The organism is Rahnella bruchi, from assembly GCF_003614975.1.
GTDB classification, from domain to species: Bacteria; Pseudomonadota; Gammaproteobacteria; order Enterobacterales; family Enterobacteriaceae; genus Rahnella; species Rahnella bruchi.
The window spans coordinates 819,311-840,228 of sequence record NZ_QZWI01000001.1 but is presented as its reverse complement, the minus strand read 5'-3'; the positions used below and the strand labels follow the sequence as shown (position 1 = coordinate 840,228).

The following is a 20,918-nucleotide window of genomic DNA, read 5'->3' as shown; positions in this document are numbered from 1 at the left end:
TAACGACCTCAATAACTAGGGCTCTATTGTCGCTTCAGGTGTGCGGGCATTTTACGGGAAGGTTGCAGGACTGTAAACACGCTTAAACAAGTGTCAAGGCGCTGTTGACACTTTATGTTAACGCAGTCACACATGTCACGGATCGTGACAATTTACATTGGGCAACAATATGTTGCGTATGGATTTTTTCCTATAGTGATGAAAAACAAGGGGTGACAGATTTTCCCATTATTATTGCGGGCCATTATCTGATCGATAGGTTTAATTAATGTTAAATTAATGTTTAAAACGAGTGAAATAAAATCAACAAAAAGCGAGCGAGAAAAATTATCCAGCGAAATATTCTTTTTTCTGAATTTAAATTATTGAGTGATGTTTATTGATCAGTTGTTAAATGAAATGCGCCACTCATTTTCATATGAATGGCGTTAAATCATGAACGTGCGGTGCGACGCAGAGATAAAAAGTCGAGCAAACTGCCTAAAATAACACCAGTCAGGCAAATGATGGCCCCTGTTTCCAGCAATATTGTCGCCAGAGCTTGCCACGACGCCCAGCCTGCACTGTCTGCAATCAGCGTGATCACCCAGAGGATCAGCAGCACACTTCCCGCCAGCAGGCAACGCAGTGCCCAGCGGTAGGATTTTGCAAAGTGAACACGTGGCAGGAAACTGTCGGTATTTTGCGTGTATTCCAGTGTCTGTCGGCAAACGGCCAGCAGCAGCAGACCGGGAACCGCCGCCACAATTGAGAAAAGATAAAACCACGGCCAGCCGTAGGCTTCCACAAACCAGCCGGCAATGGGCCCGACATATACGCGGCCCACGGCAGACAAGGCTGAGAGCAAAGCAAACTGGGTGGCCGAGAACGAGCGGTTACACAAAGTCATTAAAAGCGCGACAAAGGCGGCTGTTCCCATACCTCCGCACAGATTTTCGAAGAAAATCGCCGTGCCCATGGTGATCAAATCTTTATCTGTAACGGCAAGGACCCAGTAGCCGGCGTTTGATATGCCCTGCAAAATGCCGAACAACATAAGCGCACGGAACAGGCTCAGACGCTGCATCAGCATCCCGCCAAACAGTGCGCCGAAAATAGTGGCGGTCAGGCCGAGGGTTTTGTTTACCAGCCCGACCTCCCCGGCATCAAATCCGACGCCGCGGATTAGAAATGTGGTGCTCAGGCTGCCTGCGAAAGCATCGCCCATTTTGTACATCACGATGAGCAACAAAATCAGCCAGGCATTGTTACGGCCAAAAAAGTCTTTCAGCGGCGCGACCACGGCCATTTCGATAGTGCGCGGTGCCGGTTGCGAGTTTTCAGGCTCCGGCGACAGCAGAGTGGCAATGACGCCAATGAACATCAGACCTGCCATCAGCCAGTACATGTGCTGCCAGCCGAGATAACGATCCGCCAGCCATAATGCCAGACCGCCGGAAACCAGCATTGCCAGCCGGTAGCCCAGTACGGATACTGCCGCGCCGTTCCCGCGCTCTTCCGGTGGCAATAAATCGGTTTTATAGGCGTCGAATACGATGTCCTGAGACGCCGAGGCGAAGGCAATCAGCACCGCCAGCGACGCCAGCCAGAATAAATCTTTCGAGGGATCCATAAATCCCATTGCGAAAATCGCCACCACCAGCAGAAGTTGCGTCAGTATCAGCCAGCCACGTCGGCGCCCGAGGAAAGAGGGCGTGTAACGGTCCATCATCGGTGACCACAGGAATTTAAAAACGTAAGCCTGGCCGACCAGAGAGAATATCCCGATCGTTTTCAGATCGACGTTTTCCACTGTCATCCAGGCCTGCAACGTGCCGGATGTCAGCGCCAGTGGCAAGCCGGAAGCAAACCCCAGAAGCAGCAAAATGAGGGTATTACGCTGGGTGAAAATCTTGAAGTACTGACCTTTCATTAAAATTCTGTTCCTGCGAACCGGTGAGAGAGTGGCGCATATGCATAATAAAGGAAGGAATGCTTATCGGAAAAGACAATCACTTGCCTCAGAAAGCATTCTGCCCGGACAAGCCGGGCAGAAGTAATCACTCTTACAGCAGAAACTTATCGTGCGTTGGCTTTGATGAAGTCGCTGATGCTGGTGTCTGAAGCCATGTCGCTGATGACATCGCCAAGAGTAGTGTTAACCGCGTTGGTGATTTTCGCGTTAGTCGCAGACAGTGCGCCCTGAACGTTGTACGTCGAGCGGTAGTTTTTCGTCTGCTTGCTGCCGTTTTTCGCGGTAGCAATGATAGAGATGTCTGCTTTGGTGGTGATGTTGTAACGCAGGTTACCCTCCTGAACATCGGCATACAGATTGTTCACGACGATTTGCAGATCTACCGCCCCGTCAGCGCCGACCATATAACCACGGGCCGTCATTTGTTTCTCCAGGGATTCCTGCAACAGGAAGCGCAGATCACGGGAAGGTGTCAGCGAAATCAGCTGACCATCACGGTTAACCTTCGCCAATGCCTGATCCTGACGCTGGTCAGCACCGTTAATACTGATGGTAATGCCCTGAAGGGTAGGATCCTGTGAAGGCAGAACAATTTTCGGGGAAACGTCCAGCGTGTTAGTGCTGGTGGCGCAACCGGCCAGCATCAGCATAGCCAGAACAGGGAAAATGATTTTCTTTAACATGTGTGTTTTCTCAATATTTATAAGGGAATAGTGCTCAAAAAATTTGCCGACATCATAACATTGCCAATTGCTGGTGGAAGTCCCAACAATCCGGAAAAGTGTTTTTTCTGCCTTTTTTTTCATCAGATCAGCAGGTGAAGCACTGACTACGTGGCGAAGCCGCAATTTGTTTGACAAACTGAGCGCTAATTTTATCAATCAATCGCATAAATTTTTTTATGTGATTAACGTAGAAGCCGCAAAGCAGCCTATTATTTAAGAGTAGTCAGTGTGGAAAGTAGGGAGTTTAGTAGAACGGTGAGCCAGACAGACGCAGTTCTCAGCTGATGCGGTGTAAGGAGATTGCTATGATTCGTGAGCAAATAGAAGCAAAATTAGTTGAAGCATTCGAACCTGCGTTTCTGGAAGTGACTGACGAAAGTTATCGTCATAATGTCCCGGCAGGCTCCGAGAGCCATTTTAAAGTTGTGATGGTGTCCGATAAGTTTATCGGCGAGCGCTTCCTGGCGCGTCATCGTGCAATCTATGGAAGACTAACCGAAGAGCTGGCGGGCAGCGTTCATGCTCTGGCACTCCATACCTATACCCTGAAAGAATGGGAAGGTTTGCAGGATACGGTTCCCGCTTCTCCGCCTTGTCGCGGTGCAGGAACAATGGCGTAATCATCACGATTTGATTCACAAAAGGCATAAATATCGGTGTTTGAGACGGTAAGACTGGAACTTTCCTTGTCAGATGCGGTATTAGTAGATGCGAATTTCAAGAAACGGCCCGCGGGCCGTTTTTGTTTTTCTTCTGACGGACAGACGGCAAGGTGAAATGCCATTGCAATGACCGCTTTTTTCGAAGGATCGATTCCCGTGTGAGTTTCCTCCCGCGTAACAGATACCGTCCTCGACTCAATGCGTCTGCGTCGCTATAATGTCGCGTCTAATTTTTCCGGAATGGTTTCGGACGCTCTCGAATACAGGGCTACGTTCTGATACAGAACTGTCCCGGTTCTTAGAAGTCGTTTTCAAGGTAAGTTCGCGCACTCGATGCTGCTTCTCATCTTGAGAACGACTTCTGGAGTTGACCGAGCACTGTGATTTTTTTTTGAGGTAACAAGATGCAAGTTTCTGTTGAAACCACTCAAGGCCTTGGGCGCCGCGTAACGATTACTGTTCCTGCTGAAAGCATTGAAAAAGCAGTGAGCAGTGAACTGATCAACGTCTCTAAAAAAGTACGTATTGACGGCTTCCGTAAAGGCAAAGTACCAAGCCACATCATCGAACAGCGTTACGGCGCGTCAGTACGTCAGGACGTGCTGGGTGATCTGATGCAACGCAATTTCGTTGATGCGATCATCAAAGAAAAAATCAATCCGGCTGGCGCACCTAACTACATCCCTGGTGAGTACAAGCAAGGTGAAGACTTCAATTTCTCCGTAGAATTCGAAGTGTACCCGGAAGTTGAGCTGAAAGATCTGGAAAACATCGAAGTTGAAAAACCTGTTGTTGAAGTTAACGACGCTGATGTTGATACCATGCTGGAAACTCTGCGTAAGCAACAAGCTGACTGGAAAGAAACTGACGCTGCAGTCACTGCTGAAGATCGCGTAACGGTTGATTTCTCCGGTTCTATCGACGGTGAAGATTTCGAAGGCGGCAAAGCCTCTGATTTCGTACTGGCTATGGGCCAGGGCCGCATGATCCCAGGCTTCGAAGAAGGTCTGGTCGGTCATAAAGCGGGTGAAGAATTCACAATCGACGTGAACTTCCCGGAAGATTACCACGCTGAAAACCTGAAAGGTAAAGCAGCTAAGTTCGTTATCACTCTGAAGAAAGTTGAAGAGCGCGAACTGCCAGAACTGACGCCAGAATTCATCAAACGTTTCGGCGTGGCTGATGGTTCTGTTGAAGGTCTGCGTGCTGAAGTGCGTAAAAACATGGAACGCGAGCTGAAAGGTGCAGTTCGTAACCGCATCAAAACTCAGGCAATCGACGGTCTGGTCAGCGCTAACGACATCGACGTGCCAGCTGCACTGATCGACGGCGAAGTAGATGTTCTGCGTCGTCAGGCTGCACAACGTTTCGGCGGCAACGAGAAACAAGCGCTGGAACTGCCACGTGAGTTGTTCGAAGAGCAAGCTAAACGTCGCGTTGTTGTCGGTCTGCTGCTGGGCGAAGTGATCAGCCAGCACGAACTGAAAGCTGACGAAGATCGCGTTAAAGCGTTGATCGAAGAAATGGCTTCTGCGTACGAAGATCCACAAGAAGTTGTTGAGTTCTACAGCAAAAACAAAGAGCTGATGAACAACATGCGTAACGTCGCTCTGGAAGAACAAGCGGTCGAAACTCTGTTGTCTAAAGCGAAAGTGACTGAAAAAGCCACTACCTTTACTGAGCTGATGAACCAGACTCAACCTGCATAATTTTATGCACGTTGCTGAACCTGTTAACAGGTTTGCTTCTTAAGCCCGCAGTTTTTACTGCGGGCTTTTTATTTGCTTAAAACAGCTATTTTTTGTTTTTGACTGTTGTTTTTGCACTATATTTATCACTATAAAGCACAGCCCACGTAGAAACCTCACACTAAACTCCTCCAGAATGGTTTTTTCAGGGTTTTGGAGAGCGTGAGAAAAAGAAATATTCCTGCAGGCTTGAAAAAAGGGGCTAAATCCCCCAATTGATAAGAACGAACCCAGGTAAATATGTAGTTAAAATCTGACTGATAACGACCGTCAGGCGTGTAAATGGCGACTTGGCCGCTTGAGCATAGTCATGTGTGCCTATCTCAAGTAGAATCGGTTTTAAAGAGCGCCAAACAGAATCTATTAGGAGACGGTTATGTCATACAGTGGTGAAAGAGAGCAATTTGCACCAAACATGGCGTTGGTACCCATGGTGGTTGAGCAAACTTCACGGGGCGAACGTTCATACGACATCTTCTCCCGTCTGCTTAAGGAACGCATCATCTTCCTGACAGGTCAGGTTGAAGACCATATGGCTAACCTGATTGTTGCCCAGATGCTGTTCCTGGAAGCAGAAAGTCCGGAAAAGGACATTTACCTTTATATCAACTCGCCGGGTGGCGTGATCACTGCCGGTATGTCGATTTATGACACCATGCAGTTCATCAAACCGGACGTCAGCACCATTTGTATGGGGCAGGCTTGTTCAATGGGTGCATTCCTGTTGACCGCCGGTGCAGAAGGTAAACGCTTCTGTCTGCCAAACTCACGTGTGATGATCCACCAGCCACTCGGCGGTTTCCAGGGCCAGGCGACGGACATCGAGATCCACGCGAAAGAAATTCTGAAAGTAAAATCACGTATGAACGAGCTAATGGCGAAACATACGGGTAAAACTCTTGAAGAAATAGAGCGTGACACTGAGCGTGACCGTTTCCTGTCTGCTGATGAGGCTGTACAGTACGGGTTAGTTGACTCCGTATTTACCCATCGCGCCTGACGGCTTATTTCTACCGGGCTGATGGTCTATAGTTATACTCATACGGACGTCTCAAAGGCAGGTTTTGTCTCAAACAAAACCTGCCTGGAATGAGTTATAACAGGTATGAACAGACATCAGCCAATCATGCGGCTGTTGTGTAATATGGTCGTGCCGGGGTGTTACTGTTACGCTGCGGGACTGATTTTAAAGAAGAGGTTTACTGATGACAGATAAGCGCAAAGACGGTTCAGGAAAGCTGCTGTACTGCTCTTTTTGCGGCAAAAGCCAGCATGAAGTTCGTAAGCTGATTGCCGGGCCGTCAGTGTATATCTGCGATGAATGTGTCGATTTATGTAATGACATTATTCGCGAAGAGATCAAAGAAGTTGCGCCACACCGTGAACGCAGTGCATTACCGACGCCGCATGAAATTCGTCAGCACCTTGACGATTATGTTATCGGTCAGGAACCTGCGAAAAAAGTGCTGGCTGTGGCTGTGTACAACCACTACAAGCGTCTGCGTAATGGCGATACCAGCAATGGTATTGAATTAGGCAAAAGCAACATTCTGCTGATCGGGCCGACGGGTAGCGGTAAAACGCTGCTGGCTGAAACCCTTGCGCGTTTCCTGGATGTGCCATTTACCATGGCCGATGCCACCACGCTGACCGAAGCCGGTTACGTGGGTGAAGACGTCGAAAATATTATCCAGAAATTGCTGCAGAAATGTGACTACGACGTACAGAAAGCGCAACGCGGGATTGTTTATATTGATGAAATCGATAAGATTTCCCGAAAATCTGATAATCCATCCATCACCCGTGACGTGTCGGGCGAAGGTGTTCAGCAGGCGCTGCTGAAACTGATTGAAGGCACCGTGGCTGCCGTTCCACCGCAAGGCGGACGTAAACATCCACAGCAGGAATTCCTGCAGGTTGATACCTCGAAAATCCTCTTTATCTGTGGCGGTGCATTTGCCGGTCTGGATAAAGTGATTGGTCAGCGTATTAATACCAATACCGGTATCGGTTTTGGTGCAGAAGTGAAAGGCAAAGAAGAGAAAGCAACCGAAGGTCAGTTGCTGGCGCAGGCTGAACCAGAAGATTTGATCAAGTTTGGTCTGATCCCTGAGTTCATTGGCCGTCTGCCAGTGGTGGCGACCCTGAGCGAGCTGAACGAAGAGGCTCTGATTCAGATTCTGAAAGAGCCGAAAAATGCCCTGACTAAACAGTATCAGGCATTGTTCAATCTGGAAGGCGTTGAACTGGAATTCCGTGATGAAGCGCTGGTCGCGATTGCGAAAAAAGCCATGGTCCGTAAAACCGGTGCCCGTGGTCTGCGTTCAATCGTAGAAGCCGCATTGCTGGATACTATGTATGATCTGCCGTCTCTCGAAGATGTCGAGAAAGTGGTGATTGATGAGTCCGTAATTGCGGGCCAGTCAGAACCTCTGATGATTTATGGCAAACCAGAAGCGCAACAGGCATCTGGCGAATAATTAGCCAATCTATCCAGAGAGTTAGCCATGAAATGGGGGATTTTGTCCCCCATTTTTTTTTCGCACATTCTTATCGTTGAATGTCGGACATTCATCCCCATATACTCAGTTAACGACTTGCTGAAACCCGTCTGACTCGTGTTTCACGAGATTTCCTTAACCTGGCGGAAGCTAAACTAAGAGAGAGCTCTATGAACCCTGAGCGTTCTGAACGCATAGAAATCCCCGTATTGCCTTTGCGCGATGTGGTGGTTTATCCGCACATGGTGATCCCGTTGTTTGTTGGCAGGGAAAAATCGATTCGGTGCCTTGAAGCCGCGATGGATCACGACAAAAAAATCATGCTGGTGGCGCAGAAAGAAGCCTCAACAGATGAGCCGGGCGTTAATGATCTCTTCTCCGTGGGTACGGTTGCCTCAATATTACAAATGCTGAAGCTCCCGGACGGCACGGTCAAAGTGCTGGTGGAAGGGTTACAACGCGCCCGTATTACGACACTTTCTGACAGTGGCGAGCATTTTGCTGCCCAGGCGGAATACCTGGAATCTCCGGCCGTGGATGAACGCGAGCAGGAAGTTCTGGTGCGCACCGCGATTAATCAGTTTGAAGGCTACATCAAGCTGAACAAAAAGATCCCGCCGGAAGTGCTGACGTCACTGAACAGCATTGAAGATGCTGCACGTCTGGCTGACACCATCGCCGCGCATATGCCACTGAAACTCGCTGACAAACAATCCGTGCTGGAAATGTTTGATATCACCGAGCGTCTGGAATATCTGATGGCGATGATGGAATCGGAAATTGACCTGTTACAGGTTGAGAAACGCATCCGTAATCGTGTCAAAAAACAGATGGAAAAAAGCCAGCGCGAGTACTATCTGAATGAGCAAATGAAAGCGATTCAGAAAGAACTTGGCGAAATGGACGACACGCCTGACGAGCATGAGGCGCTGAAACGCAAAATCGAAGCGGCCAAAATGCCCAAAGATGCGCGTGAGAAAACCGAAGCTGAGCTGCAAAAGCTGAAAATGATGTCGCCGATGTCCGCCGAAGCCACGGTTGTCCGTGGATATATCGACTGGATGCTTCAGGTGCCATGGAATGCCCGCAGCAAAGTGAAAAAAGATCTGCGTAAAGCACAGGAAGTTCTGGATACCGATCACTTTGGCCTCGAGCGGGTTAAAGATCGCATCCTTGAGTATCTTGCAGTTCAGACGCGCGTCAGCAAAATCAAAGGGCCAATCCTGTGCCTGGTTGGGCCTCCGGGTGTGGGTAAAACCTCACTGGGCCAGTCCATCGCGCGTGCCACAGGGCGTGAATATGTCCGTATGGCGCTGGGTGGGGTTCGTGACGAAGCGGAAATCCGTGGTCACCGTCGTACCTATATCGGTTCCATGCCGGGCAAATTGATTCAGAAAATGGCGAAAGTTGGGGTGAAAAACCCGCTGTTCCTGCTCGATGAAATCGACAAGATGTCATCGGATATGCGCGGTGATCCGGCTTCTGCTTTGCTGGAAGTGCTGGATCCGGAACAGAACGTTGCGTTTAACGATCACTATCTGGAAGTCGATTACGACCTGTCAGATGTGATGTTCGTAGCGACCTCGAACTCGATGAACATCCCGGCTCCGTTGCTGGATCGTATGGAAGTAATCCGTCTTTCCGGTTATACCGAAGACGAAAAACTGAACATCGCTAAACAGCATTTACTGCCGAAGCAGCTTGAGCGTAACGCGCTTAAGAAGAACGAACTGACTGTTGATGACAGCGCGATTATCGGCATTATCCGTTTCTATACCCGTGAAGCGGGCGTGCGTAGTTTAGAACGTGAGTTGTCTAAACTTTGCCGTAAAGCGGTTAAACAATTGCTGATGGATAAATCCATCAAGCACATTGAAATCAACGGCGACAACCTGAAAGATTTCCTCGGCGTGCAGAAGGTCGATTATGGCCGTGCTGATACCGAAAACCGTGTGGGCCAGGTGACAGGTCTGGCGTGGACCGAAGTGGGCGGCGAGCTGCTGACCATCGAAACGGCCTGCGTTCCGGGCAAGGGTAAGCTGACTTACACCGGTTCTCTGGGTGAAGTGATGCAGGAATCCATTCAGGCGGCGCTGACTGTTGTACGCGCACGTGCTGACAAGCTGGGTATCAACCCTGACTTCTACGAAAAACGTGATATTCACGTTCACGTACCAGAAGGGGCTACGCCGAAAGATGGTCCGAGTGCCGGTATCGCAATGTGTACCGCGCTGGTGTCCTGTCTGACCGGTAACCCGGTTCGTGCGGATGTGGCGATGACAGGTGAAATCACTCTGCGTGGTCTGGTTCTGCCCATCGGTGGTCTGAAAGAAAAACTGCTTGCAGCTCATCGCGGTGGCATCAAAGTGGTTCTGATCCCGGACGACAATAAACGTGATCTGGAAGAAATTCCGGCAAACGTGCTGGCAGATCTTGAGATCCACCCGGTAAAACGCATTGATGACGTTCTGAACATCGCACTGCAAAATCCGGCTTACGGCGCACTGCCGGTGGCTGCAAAATAGTGACATCAGCTTACACAGTTGAATAAAACTCAGGCTGGCAGGTGAAATCTCACTTGCCAGCTTTTTTTTGTGCCGTTAAGTTAGTCAACGGTCAGAAGGATTCAGGCTGCTTTCAGTCGCTTGCATCGCTCTGACAAGATTGATATAACAGCAGCGCGGTCACGTCTGCAGGGAAAATGCGTCGTGATGAACGAAATTTAAGAGGGGATGATAAGAGTGAATAAGTCACAATTGATCGACAAAATTGCTGCCGGTGCTGATATTTCTAAAGCCGCAGCGGGACGTGTTTTAGATGCTGTTCTTGCATCTGTCACTGACACCCTGAAAGCTGGGGATGAAGTAGCTCTGGTAGGTTTCGGTACTTTCTCCGTGCGTGAACGCTCAGCACGTACTGGTCGTAACCCACAGACCGGTAAAGAAATCAGCATTGCAGCAGCCAAAGTACCTGGCTTCCGTGCAGGTAAAGCGCTGAAAGATGCCGTTAATGGCTAATTACCTGCAAGCTGACGTCGCAACCTTGTGAGGCGCATCATTGATGCTTTTTTACACAGGTCTGGTTGTTAAACAATAACCTGACGTCATCGGGCTGGTAAGGTAAGATATAAGGCGCATCGAAAACGGTGCGCTTTTTTTATTACAGCGGAGTGTTGCCTCACTATGATGGACAATTTACGCGCGGCTTCCAACAACGTCGTGCTCAAAATCATTCTGGCCCTGATTATTCTGTCCTTTATTTTGACAGGGGTGGGCAACTACCTGGTCGGCGGTTCAGGCGACTATGCAGCGAAAGTGAATGGTCAGGAAATCGGTCGGGCTCAGTTAGAGCAGGCAGTGCAAAACCAGCGTAACCGGTTGCAGCAGCAACTTGGCGATCAGTTCTCTGAACTTGCGGGCAGTGATGGTTACATGCAGCAGCTGCGTCAGGAATCCCTGAGCAATCTGATTGACGTCACTTTGCTTGATCAGTATTCCAAAAAATTGGGTATTACCGTCAGCGATCAGCAGATTAAAGACGCGATTTTTGCCACCCCACAATTCCAGACTGATGGCCGTTTCGATAACGCCAAATATCTGCAAAGCATCCAGAGTATGGGATACAGCGCGGATAATTTTGCGTTGCTGATGAAACAGCAGCTCATCAGTCAGCAGCTTGAGCAGGCTTACGGTCAGTCTGATTTTGTTCTGCCGGTAGAAAGCAAAGCAATGGCTGAACTGCTTTTGCAGGTTCGTGAAGTACAAACCGCCATTCTTGACACCGATGCTCTGGCTGCAAAACAGCAGGTCACTGACGCAGAGTTGCAGGCTTTCTACGACCAGAATAAAAACAGCTTTATGTCCCCTGAGCAGGTAAAAGTCAGCTACATCGAAATGGATGCAGCGGCAATGCAGGGCAAAACTGAAGTGACGGATGCTGATATCAGCGCCTATTACGACCAGCACAAAAGTGAGTTTGGTCAGCCTGAACGCCGCCGTTACAGCGTCATTGTCCTGAAATCACAGGCTGATGCCGACGCTGTTGCCGCCGAGCTGAAGAAAGGGACTGACTTTGCCGAACTGGCTAAGACTAAATCTACCGATGCCCTGAGTGCGAAACAGGGTGGTGATTTGGGCTGGATGGAACCGGAAACGACATTGCCAGAATTTAAGAACGCGAAACTGACGGCCAAAGGTCAGGTTTCCGGTGTGATTAAGTCTGACAGTGGTTTCTTTATTCTGCGTCTTGATGACGTGACGCCTGAGCAGGTGAAACCGTTAGCGGCAGTTCGCAACACGATCACTGACAAGCTTAAGCAGGAAAAATCACTGGATGCTTACTACGCGCTGCAACAGAAAGTCAGCGAAGCCGCAACCAATGACAATGAATCTCTGGCTTCTGCTGAAGAAGTTGCAGGTTCTAAAGCGGTACATACCGACTGGTTTACCCAAAACCAAATCCCTGCTGGCATCAATTTCAAACCTGTCGTACAGGCGATTTTTGATGGCGGTCTGATTGGTCAGGACGGTTCTCCGGGCAGTAACTCCGATATCATTACGGTTGATGGCGATCGTGCCTTTGTGGTTCGTGTCGATGCGCATAAAGCTGAAGGCGTGAAACCTTTTGCTGAAGTGAAAGATCAGGTGACGACTCTGGTTAAACGCCAGAAAGCGCAGGATCAGGCACGGATGGATGGTGAGAAACTGCTGACCGCACTGAAAGACGGCAAAGGCGACGACGCGATGAAAGCGGCAGGCCTGAGCTTCGGTGCTTCACAGAAAGTCCAACGCAGCCAGCAGCCTTCTGCCTTTGAATCTAACGTTTACGCCTTGCCACAGCCTCAGAAAGGCCAGCCGGTATATGGTCTGACGCAGGACAATAAAGGCAACAGCGTACTGGTCAAACTGAATGCTGTGACACCGGGTACCGTTCCTGAGACGGATACCGCACGTTTCACTCAGGAGATGCAACAAACCTCCTCGAACGTGACCTTTGATGCCTTGCTGACAAACCTTCGTCAGGAAGCGAAAATCAAATACGGTTCAGCCGCACAAAACCAGTAAACGCCGCAAAGTTTTGCAACGCGTTGCAACAAACAAAGGCCGCTTTCGCGGCCTTTTCCATATTTGAAACTTGCCTGTTGTTCGTTTTTTTTGCCTGGTGCACTCTCTGCGTGCTGTCAAACACATGGAGGATACAGCATGAAAAAATTAGGCATTACATCACTTTCGTTGGCTCTGGCACTGGGACTTTCTACTCTGCCCGTTATGTTACACGCGGCACCAAATGCCACCAGCCCTGTAGCAACCACCACGGCGGCACCGGTAACGACCGCGGGTAAAGTTTCAGGCCCGCAGGTGAAAAAGGAGCAGGTGGCGGTCACAGATGAAAGTACCGTCAACATTAACACTGCGACAGCAGAGGAGTTTGCCAAAGTGATGAACGGGGTAGGGATGAAGAAGGCGCAGGCCATCATCAGCTATCGCGAAGAGCTCGGGCAATTTACCGATGTGGAACAACTGCGCGAAGTACCGGGAATTGGTGCTGCATTGTTTGAGCGTAACAAGGACCGTCTGAAATTGTGACGGATGTCGCGGCGGTAAACCCTTAACGGTTGCCGCCGTTTTCTTCTGCTAATCTCTAAAGACATCTGACCAGTTTGGTTGTATGCCTCAGACGACTATCAGGAGTTTTTTAACCACTATGCATACCTTTATCAAAGTTCGCGGTTTTCATATCGACGTCTATCAGCACGTCAACAATGCGCGCTATCTGGAATTCCTCGAGACTGCCCGCTGGGAATGGCTCGATAATCAGTCAGGTTTCCAGTGGATGAGCGAGAACAAAATTGCGTTCATCGTGGTGAATATCAATATCAATTATCGCAAGCCGGCAGTGCTTGGCGATGTGTTGCGCATTGACAGTAGTTTGCAGCAATTAAACGGACGCAGTGGTGTGCTGGAACAGGTTGTGACCTGTGAGGGCGAAGTGGTTGCCGACGCCACGATAACATTCGTATGTATCGATTTGCGTACGCAAAAAGCGCTGCCGCTGGAAGGTGAGTTGCTGGAACGCTTACGCGAGCTGGAACTGGAAAACGATTAATCCTGACCGCTGTCGGTAAAACGATATCTGTAACGCAAAGCAGTATTAAAAACAGACGGTCTGATAGCCGTCTGTTTCTCTTTAAACAGGCCTGTCTGTCACTGTTAAATCAGTTCAGGCCGGTTTTGTGCTTCAGGCTGTTCATCACGCCCACTTTATCCTGCTGGAATTGCTGCAAACCATTGGCGCGCAAATGACAGGCTGCACATTCGCCACAACCGTCGCCGGCAATGCCGTTGTAACAGGTCAGCGTTTTATGGCGAACCAGATCCAGTTGCTGGTAATAATCCGCCAGCGCCCAGGTTTCCGCTTTATTCAGCCACATCAGCGGCGTTTCAAAACGGACGTCGCGTGCCAGACCCAGTGAAACAGCCGTGTTCAGCGCCTTCACAAACTCATCCCGGCAATCGGGATAACCGGAGAAGTCAGTTTCACAGACGCCGGTGATCACCGCTTCTGCCTGGATCTGATAAGCGTAAATTGCCGCCAGCGTCAGGAACAGGATATTGCGGCCGGGAACGAAAGTGCTTGGCAGTCCGCCGTCATTTTCATCACCGAAGTTAGGCACCGGTATGTTATCGCGGGTCAGGCTGCTGACGGCCAGTTCATTTAACAAGCCGACATCCAAAACCTTGTGCGCACGGGCGCCCAGTTCCACGGATAACTTCTGTGCGATCTCAATTTCAGCACGATGGCGCTGACCATAATCGAACGTGACGCAGTGGACTTCGTCATATTGCTTCAGAGCCTGAATCAGACAGGTTGTTGAGTCTTGTCCGCCGCTAAAAACCACCACTGCTCTTTTCATTCTGATTACCTGTTGTTTGAAATCATTATCTAAAACTCACCGCGCATAGGGCAGCAAGATTGCCCTAATGTTACTTTCCTTTAGTGTCAGAGTGTAGTGAAACAGCTCCTTCAGGCACTTTCCGTTGGCAGCGGCGGTGGAACCCAGGCCTGACAAAAATCGAACCAGCCCCAGGCCGTAAGCTGCACACCACTGATACGGGGCGGGGCGCTGACCTGATACTGATAATTAAACAGAGGCGTTACGATGCCAGATTGCATCCATTGAAAGAAATGCGCGCGCAGTTCGTCGGAACGGCGGTTTTCCTGCGGGATTTGCTGAGTTTCTGTCAGGCGCTGTTGCTGACGCTGATAATCTACATCACGCAGGATCCCCGGCCAGAGCGGGTCTTGCTGTAACCAGTTCTCAAGCGATGCTTCGGGCGACTCGCCAATCAGGCGGTCACCGAGCAAAAGGTCGGCGGAACTGAGTAATATATCGTCTTCCCAAAGCCTGCCGGCATGATATCTGACCTCAAGTGCACAGCCTTCTTCCGCCAGTTTCTCCTTGAGTGCCTGCGCCACCAGCTCAAATTCAACTGGCGGATGAAACAGCAAACTCAGTTTTTCGGGCAACAGAACATCCGCATCGTCATGCAAAGGAATTGGCCAGCCCGGCAGCATTTCTTTGCTGGATCTCACCAGATCATGATCGATAGGCAAATTATTTAACATGCCGCTGCTTTGGATCAGACGGACAATTTTGCGTGCCTGCGCTTCATTTAACACGCCGCGCTTGAGATTGGCGGCGATATAACAAAATCCCAGACTGGTACTGCGCCTGACCGGTTTTACTCGCGATAATTCTTCCTGTTCGCCCAGAATGATCCTGACCGGATGCTGACAGCTGACATTGTTCTTCTGCGCAAACAGTTGCGGCGTGATCCAAAACTCGATCGCGGCCAGATAAGGATGCTGCAATGTATACAGCGTATGTTGCTCCAGTCTGACCAGCTCAGGGGAAAACGTGGTCAGCCGGAAAGGTCCGGCACCAATATGCGGATCTTCGGGGTGTGAGAGCAGACAATTGAGATCCGCAAAACGATGCGCCAGCCAGTAATCGGGTTTATCGAGATCAAATTGCAGGCACAGCGCGTGTGGCTGCGACAGTGTGGTAACGGATGCCAGATTATGTTTTCCGCGTGCGGAATTCTTTAACTGCTGAAAACGGGTCATAAGTTGCGCAGTTTTCAGCGGTTCGCCGTTATGCCAGAACAACTGACTGCGCAGAAAAAACTGCCAGGTCTTGCCGCTATTACTGACTTGCCAGTGATGCGCCAGATCCGGCTGTGGGGCAGAGTTTCCCGGCACATAGCGTGTCAGGCCCGCATGAATGGTATGGGCAAGATGTTGCTCCGCCCGTCCGGTGAGGGTCAGAGGATCCAACAGCTGGAGAGGGCGGTAATAAGGAATGCGCAGCGTAGGTGCATCTTCCTGCCATTGTCCGCCCAGATGCGGCGCCAGCAGGGCGTTGAGATGCGTCGGATCCAGCTGACTTAATTGCAACGCCGCTGAATGTTCACCATTTATCAGTAATTCCTGTAAATAGGTGCCGCGCAAATCTTCAGGTGTTCTCAGGCAGCAAAGAGAGGCACGCTTCCCCCGGCCAGCCTGGGACTTCCAGTCAATCCAGCCCGCATCCTGAAAATGAGTGAGCAAAGTCCGCGTATGCCGTTCGCTACAGCAAAAAATTTCCGCCAGTTCTGCGACGGTAAGCTGAACCGGAAACGAGCCGGTTTTGAGATAAAGGCGCTGGAATTGATTCAGGCGGTTTTGCAAGCGCATAATAAATACGGAACCTTATTTTTCAGGCTAACTTATTTGTTCAGTATATCGCACACACGGCGTGCTGGCTTGCACCTGCTGGGTAAAGTGTGAGCTAAAACCGGAACAGTATTCATAAACTGTTCACTATTAGTTCCGCAAATCCGGGTACATACTTTGAACGTGAAAATTATCCCCGTTCAGAGAGGAAACATGTTCCGTTTAGCTGCTTTTGATATGGATGGCACGCTGCTTTTACCCGATCACACCCTGGGCGAAAACACACTGGCAACGCTGCGTCAGCTGGCTGAAAAACCGGTAAAACTGACGTTTGCCACCGGTCGCCATTATCTGGAAATGAAAGATATTCTGGCAAATATCGGGCTGGATGGTTTTCTCATCACCGGTAACGGCACGCGCATTCATGATTTAGCCGGGCACCGGTTGCACGCGAGCGATTTGACCGAAGATTGTGCGCATGAACTTCTGCACACACAGTGGGATACCCCGGCCAGTCTGCACGTATTCCGCGATGACGGCTGGTTTACGTCGCTTGATGATCCTGATTTACTCATCCCGCACCAGTTCAGCGGTTTCCGCTACCAGTTGCAGGATCTGCGTCTGTTGCCGGATTCAGGAAACAGTAAAGTCTGTTTCTGCGCGCCTCACGAAACCCTGCTGGCGCTGGTTCCTCAGCTGAAAGCGCACTTCGGCCCGCGTCTGGATCTGTGTTTCTCAGCGGCGGATTGTCTGGATGTGCAGCCTGCGGGCAGCAATAAAGGCAGCGCGCTGGCGCTTCTCACGGCGGGACTGGGGATTGAAATGTCTGAATGCATGGCCTTTGGCGATGCTATGAACGATAAAGAAATGCTGGAAAGCGTCGGGATGGGGCTGATTATGGGCAACGCGTTACCGGTGCTGAAAGAGCAATCACCTCACTTACAAATCATCGGGCATTGCCGCAATCAGGCTGTGTCTCACTTTTTGCAACACTGGCTGCACACTCCACACCTCACCTATTCCCCCGAATATTAAGGTATTGCAGCAAGCCGGGCCATTCTGTTCCGGCTTTTTTCCTTCATGCTTTTTGGAAAAATATTAGTTAAGTCCTTCTAACTGCGCCGCGTAAGCAGAAGTATCGCCAATATTCTTCGCCACCCAGTTGTCATCAAAATAGGTATTCAGATAACGTTCGCCGCTGTCGCAAAGCAGGGTGACAATCGAGCCAGTTTCGCCTTTCTCACGCATTTGTTTTGCCAGCTGCAAAGCGCCCCACATATTGGTGCCCGTCGAACCGCCGACTTTCCGTCCCAGTACCTGCTCGAGCCAGCGAACGGTCGCCACACTTGCGGCATCGGGTACCTGCATCATGCTGTCGATAACGTCCGGGATAAATGACGGTTCAGCTCGCGGGCGGCCAATGCCCTCAATGCGGCTGCTGCATTGCGCAGTGATGCTGGCGTCACGTTGCTGATAATAATCATAAAATACTGAGTTTTCAGGATCTACAACCACCAGTTCAGTGTCGTGCCCCTGATAGCGAATATAGCGGCCGAGCGTTGCGGAGGTGCCGCCGGTACCGGCACTCATCACCAGATAGCGCGGCACCGGATGCGGTTCGCGGGACATCTGACGGAAAATACTGTCGGCAATATTGTTGTTCCCGCGCCAGTCAGTCGCGCGTTCTGCATAGGTAAACTGATCCATATAATGGCCGTTCAGTTCTCTGGCGAGCTGCTCGGAAGCGGCATAAATCTGGCCGGAATTTTCGACGAAATGACAGTGACCGCCATAAAACTCAATTTGCTGAATTTTACGCGGGGCGGTACAGGAAGGCATGACGGCAATAAAAGGCAGGCCGAGCAGTCTTGCGAAATAGGCTTCTGAAATGGCGGTACTGCCTGAAGAGGCTTCTATGATGGGCGTATTTTCGCGGATCCAGTCATTGCACAAACCATATAAAAACAGTGAGCGCGCCAGGCGATGTTTCAGGCTGCCCGAAGGATGTGTACTTTCATCTTTCAGATACAACGAAATCCCTGGAAAGTCGTTAAGCGAGAGACGAATTAAATGCGTGTCGGCGGAACGTTGAAAATCGGCGTCGATTTCTTTAATGGCGTGAGTGACCCAGGAATTGCGCATATTGCAGGCTCATGAAAGTGTTTTGATGAGATAAGAATAACGTAATCATCAGAGAAATAAGTTACTCTTTAGCCTATAAATTCTATCATTTGTAGAATGATTTTCTCCAGAGGTGCCTTATGGTAGATAAAATTGACCTGAAGCTGTTGTCGCTGCTGCAAAAAGATTGCACCCTTTCCCTGAACGAACTGGCTCAGGCCGTCAATCTCACCACCACACCCTGCTGGAAAAGAATCAAGCGCCTCGAGGATGACGGGGTTATTTGCGGCAAAGTGGCGCTGCTCGATGGCGATAAGCTGGGGCTGAGTCTGACGGCATTTGTACTGATCAAAACCCAGCATCACAACAGCGAGTGGTATCAGCGGTTCGTCCAACAGGTTGAAGCGTTTCCGGAAGTGCTGAGTTTCTACCGGATGGCCGGAGAATATGATTATTTATTGCAGGTGCAGGTTTCCGATATGAAAAGCTACGACAGCTTTTACAAGCGACTTGTGAATGGCATTCCAGGACTGAACGATGTGACCTCAAGTTTTGCGATGGAGCGCATAAAATCGACAACCGCATTGCCAATTTAATGCAAAAGTTGCAGTAAAAAGTTTCATCAGAAACGCATGTTAACTCTGGTATCCTTGTCAGCCTGAAGAGCAAACAGGTATTTCTGATATCTGTTAACTCAATAAAATCATTATTATTTGTATGGAAAACTCTGCGTGAGACTGTTTGCACAATTAGGCTGGTACTTCCGACGCGAATGGCGCCGGTATCTGGGTGCCGTCGGCTTGCTGATCATTATTGCTGTCCTGCAGTTATTGCCGCCAAAACTGGTCGGCGTAATTATTGATGGCGTAACGTCAAAACAAATGTCTTACAACGTGCTTTTCGCATGGTTAGGTCTGATGCTCGGCACGGCGATAGTCGTTTACCTGCTGCGCTACGTCTGGCGTGTGCTGTTATTCGGTGCTTCATATCAACTGGCCGTGGAGCTGCGACAAGATTATTTTCGCCAGCTCAGCCGCCAGCATCCGGCTTTTTATTTGCGTCATCGGACCGGCGATTTGATTGCCCGCGCCACCAACGATGTCGATCGCGTGGTCTTTGCCGCAGGCGAGGGCGTTTTGACGCTGGTGGATTCGATGGTCATGGGGCTTGCCGTACTGATCGTGATGGCAACTCAGATAAGCTGGGAACTGACGCTGCTTTCGCTGGTGCCGATGCCGGTAATGGCGATTATTATCAAGCGCTATGGCGATCAGCTGCATTCCCGCTTTAAAACCGCGCAGGCGGCGTTTTCCTCACTCAACGATCAGGCGCAGGAAAGCCTGACCAGCATCCGTATGATCAAAGCTTTTGGTCTGGAAAATCATCAGTCCTCACAATTTGCTGACGTTGCGGCGGATACCGGTGCCAAAAACCTGCGCGTTGCCCGGGTCGATGCGCGTTTTGATCCGACGATTTATGTCTCCATTGGCATGGCAAATCTTCTGGCCATCGGCGGCGGCAGCTGGATGGTGGTTAACGGTCATCTTACACTCGGTGAACTGACCAGTTTCGTCATGTACCTTGGGCTGATGATCTGGCCAATGCTGGCGCTCGCGTGGATGTTCAATATTGTAGAACGCGGCAGTGCAGCTTACAGCCGTATCCGCAGCTTGTTGCAGGAAGCGCCGGCAGTGGCTGATGGCACAATCCCTTTACCGGCGGGGCGCGCGGTGCTCGAAGCCCAAATCAACAACTTTCATTATCCCGAAAACCATCATGCGGCATTAACGTCCGTAGCTTTTTCCCTGCAACCGGGGCAAATGCTGGGTTTATGTGGTCCTACGGGATCGGGAAAAAGTACGTTGCTTTGTCTGCTTCAGCGCCAGTTCGATGTGACGGACGGTGACGTGCGTTATCACGGCTTATCACTCAAAGAGATCCGCCTTGATGACTGGCGCGCACGGCTTGCCGTTGTCAGCCAGACACCTTTCCTGTTCTCGGATACCGTGGCACAAAATATTGCACTGGGTTGCCCGGACGCCACGCGGGAAGAAATTGAAGAAGCGGCACGACTTGCCAGCGTTCACGATGACATTCTGCGTTTGCCTCAGGGGTATGAAACAGAAGTCGGTGAGCGTGGCGTTATGCTTTCGGGTGGCCAGAAACAACGTATTTCGATTGCCAGAGCCCTGCTGCTGAAAGCGGAAATCCTGATCCTTGATGATGCTTTGTCTGCTGTCGATGGGCGTACTGAACATCAGATTCTGCAAAACCTGCGCCAGTGGGGGAGTGACAGAACGGTAATAATCAGTGCTCACCGGCTCTCTGCGCTGGCCGAGGCCAGTGAAATCCTGGTATTCAGTCACGGAAGCATTTCACAGCACGGTAGTCATGATGAACTGGCTGCTAAGCAAGGCTGGTATCGCGATATGTTCCGCTATCAGCAGCTTGAAGCTGCCCTGGATGATGTGCCGGAAAAGGAGGCGGAATAA

17 protein-coding genes are annotated in these 20,918 nt (G+C 50.2%); 12 read left to right on the top strand and 5 right to left on the bottom strand.

The annotated features are described in order from the left end of the window. Window positions 1-433: 433 nt before the first annotated feature. A complete protein-coding gene (gene ampG / locus D5398_RS04020) occupies window positions 434-1,912 on the bottom strand; it encodes a muropeptide MFS transporter AmpG (RefSeq protein ID WP_120506429.1) in 1,479 nt (492 codons plus the stop codon). Between the two features lie 146 nt (window positions 1,913-2,058). Further along, complete coding sequence (locus D5398_RS04015; RefSeq protein ID WP_120506428.1) at window positions 2,059-2,637, bottom strand: lipoprotein; 579 nt, start codon at window positions 2,635-2,637, stop codon at window positions 2,059-2,061. A gap of 347 nt (window positions 2,638-2,984) precedes the next feature. Here D5398_RS04015 and bolA point away from each other — a divergent pair, with 347 nt between their 5' ends. The 9 genes from bolA to D5398_RS03960 all read left to right on the top strand — a co-directional run bounded on the left by bolA (window position 2,985) and on the right by D5398_RS03960 (window position 13,695). Next, window positions 2,985-3,299, top strand: coding sequence for a transcriptional regulator BolA (gene bolA, locus D5398_RS04005; protein ID WP_013576642.1), 315 nt, complete (start codon window positions 2,985-2,987; stop codon window positions 3,297-3,299). Window positions 3,300-3,745: 446 nt separating this feature from the next. Continuing rightward, window positions 3,746-5,050 (top strand): trigger factor, encoded by a 1,305-nt coding sequence (tig, locus tag D5398_RS03995; protein ID WP_120506426.1) that lies wholly within the window; start codon window positions 3,746-3,748, stop codon window positions 5,048-5,050. Window positions 5,051-5,465: 415 nt separating this feature from the next. Next, the gene (gene clpP / locus D5398_RS03990) at window positions 5,466-6,089 is read left to right on the top strand and encodes an ATP-dependent Clp endopeptidase proteolytic subunit ClpP (protein WP_056771081.1); all 624 of its coding nucleotides are present in this window, start codon (window positions 5,466-5,468) and stop codon (window positions 6,087-6,089) included. A gap of 205 nt (window positions 6,090-6,294) precedes the next feature. Then, complete coding sequence (gene clpX / locus D5398_RS03985) at window positions 6,295-7,569, top strand: ATP-dependent protease ATP-binding subunit ClpX (protein ID WP_120133537.1); 1,275 nt, start codon at window positions 6,295-6,297, stop codon at window positions 7,567-7,569. Between the two features lie 191 nt (window positions 7,570-7,760). Then, complete coding sequence (gene lon / locus D5398_RS03980) at window positions 7,761-10,115, top strand: endopeptidase La (protein ID WP_120506425.1); 2,355 nt, start codon at window positions 7,761-7,763, stop codon at window positions 10,113-10,115. Window positions 10,116-10,331: 216 nt separating this feature from the next. Next, the gene (gene hupB, locus D5398_RS03975; protein ID WP_013576637.1) at window positions 10,332-10,607 is read left to right on the top strand and encodes a nucleoid-associated protein HU-beta; all 276 of its coding nucleotides are present in this window, start codon (window positions 10,332-10,334) and stop codon (window positions 10,605-10,607) included. Window positions 10,608-10,772: 165 nt separating this feature from the next. Continuing rightward, a complete protein-coding gene (ppiD, locus tag D5398_RS03970) occupies window positions 10,773-12,653 on the top strand; it encodes a peptidylprolyl isomerase (protein ID WP_120506424.1) in 1,881 nt (626 codons plus the stop codon). Window positions 12,654-12,791: 138 nt separating this feature from the next. Beyond that, window positions 12,792-13,175, top strand: a complete 384-nt coding sequence (locus D5398_RS03965; RefSeq protein ID WP_120506423.1) for a ComEA family DNA-binding protein — start codon at window positions 12,792-12,794, stop codon at window positions 13,173-13,175. Window positions 13,176-13,293: 118 nt separating this feature from the next. After that, a complete protein-coding gene (locus D5398_RS03960; protein ID WP_120506422.1) occupies window positions 13,294-13,695 on the top strand; it encodes a YbgC/FadM family acyl-CoA thioesterase in 402 nt (133 codons plus the stop codon). Between the two features lie 109 nt (window positions 13,696-13,804). Here D5398_RS03960 and queC read toward each other — a convergent pair whose 3' ends face one another. Next, window positions 13,805-14,503 carry a 7-cyano-7-deazaguanine synthase QueC gene (gene queC / locus D5398_RS03955; RefSeq protein ID WP_120506421.1) on the bottom strand — a complete coding sequence of 233 codons (699 nt, stop codon included), beginning with the start codon at window positions 14,501-14,503 and terminating at the stop codon, window positions 13,805-13,807. A gap of 110 nt (window positions 14,504-14,613) precedes the next feature. Then, window positions 14,614-16,326: an SgrR family transcriptional regulator gene (locus D5398_RS03950; RefSeq protein WP_120506420.1), complete on the bottom strand. Its 1,713-nt coding sequence runs from the start codon at window positions 16,324-16,326 to the stop codon at window positions 14,614-14,616. A gap of 192 nt (window positions 16,327-16,518) precedes the next feature. Here D5398_RS03950 and cof point away from each other — a divergent pair, with 192 nt between their 5' ends. Beyond that, window positions 16,519-17,340 carry an HMP-PP phosphatase gene (gene cof / locus D5398_RS03945; protein WP_120506419.1) on the top strand — a complete coding sequence of 274 codons (822 nt, stop codon included), beginning with the start codon at window positions 16,519-16,521 and terminating at the stop codon, window positions 17,338-17,340. A 63-nt stretch (window positions 17,341-17,403) separates the two neighbouring features. On the opposite strand, the gene D5398_RS03940 is transcribed toward cof, so the two are convergent. Next, a complete protein-coding gene (locus tag D5398_RS03940) occupies window positions 17,404-18,447 on the bottom strand; it encodes a PLP-dependent cysteine synthase family protein (protein ID WP_120506418.1) in 1,044 nt (347 codons plus the stop codon). A gap of 119 nt (window positions 18,448-18,566) precedes the next feature. Between D5398_RS03940 and D5398_RS03935 the strand changes: the two genes are divergently transcribed. Both D5398_RS03935 and D5398_RS03930 read left to right on the top strand, forming a co-directional pair. Then, complete coding sequence (locus D5398_RS03935; protein WP_120506417.1) at window positions 18,567-19,022, top strand: Lrp/AsnC family transcriptional regulator; 456 nt, start codon at window positions 18,567-18,569, stop codon at window positions 19,020-19,022. A gap of 135 nt (window positions 19,023-19,157) precedes the next feature. Then, window positions 19,158-20,918 (top strand): SmdA family multidrug ABC transporter permease/ATP-binding protein, encoded by a 1,761-nt coding sequence (locus tag D5398_RS03930; RefSeq protein ID WP_120506416.1) that lies wholly within the window; start codon window positions 19,158-19,160, stop codon window positions 20,916-20,918.

What these genes read in the sequence shown, in the direction of transcription:
- ampG (WP_120506429.1), bottom strand. Translation starts at nt 1,912, where the DNA reads ATGAAAGGTCAGTACTTCAAGATTTTCACCCAGCGTAATACCCTCATT.
- D5398_RS04015 (WP_120506428.1), bottom strand. Translation starts at nt 2,637, where the DNA reads ATGTTAAAGAAAATCATTTTCCCTGTTCTGGCTATGCTGATGCTGGCC.
- bolA (WP_013576642.1), top strand. Translation starts at nt 2,985, where the DNA reads ATGATTCGTGAGCAAATAGAAGCAAAATTAGTTGAAGCATTCGAACCT.
- tig (WP_120506426.1), top strand. Translation starts at nt 3,746, where the DNA reads ATGCAAGTTTCTGTTGAAACCACTCAAGGCCTTGGGCGCCGCGTAACG.
- clpP (WP_056771081.1), top strand. Translation starts at nt 5,466, where the DNA reads ATGTCATACAGTGGTGAAAGAGAGCAATTTGCACCAAACATGGCGTTG.
- clpX (WP_120133537.1), top strand. Translation starts at nt 6,295, where the DNA reads ATGACAGATAAGCGCAAAGACGGTTCAGGAAAGCTGCTGTACTGCTCT.
- lon (WP_120506425.1), top strand. Translation starts at nt 7,761, where the DNA reads ATGAACCCTGAGCGTTCTGAACGCATAGAAATCCCCGTATTGCCTTTG.
- ppiD (WP_120506424.1), top strand. Translation starts at nt 10,773, where the DNA reads ATGATGGACAATTTACGCGCGGCTTCCAACAACGTCGTGCTCAAAATC.
- D5398_RS03965 (WP_120506423.1), top strand. Translation starts at nt 12,792, where the DNA reads ATGAAAAAATTAGGCATTACATCACTTTCGTTGGCTCTGGCACTGGGA.
- D5398_RS03960 (WP_120506422.1), top strand. Translation starts at nt 13,294, where the DNA reads ATGCATACCTTTATCAAAGTTCGCGGTTTTCATATCGACGTCTATCAG.
- queC (WP_120506421.1), bottom strand. Translation starts at nt 14,503, where the DNA reads ATGAAAAGAGCAGTGGTGGTTTTTAGCGGCGGACAAGACTCAACAACC.
- D5398_RS03950 (WP_120506420.1), bottom strand. Translation starts at nt 16,326, where the DNA reads ATGCGCTTGCAAAACCGCCTGAATCAATTCCAGCGCCTTTATCTCAAA.
- cof (WP_120506419.1), top strand. Translation starts at nt 16,519, where the DNA reads ATGTTCCGTTTAGCTGCTTTTGATATGGATGGCACGCTGCTTTTACCC.
- D5398_RS03940 (WP_120506418.1), bottom strand. Translation starts at nt 18,447, where the DNA reads ATGCGCAATTCCTGGGTCACTCACGCCATTAAAGAAATCGACGCCGAT.
- D5398_RS03935 (WP_120506417.1), top strand. Translation starts at nt 18,567, where the DNA reads ATGGTAGATAAAATTGACCTGAAGCTGTTGTCGCTGCTGCAAAAAGAT.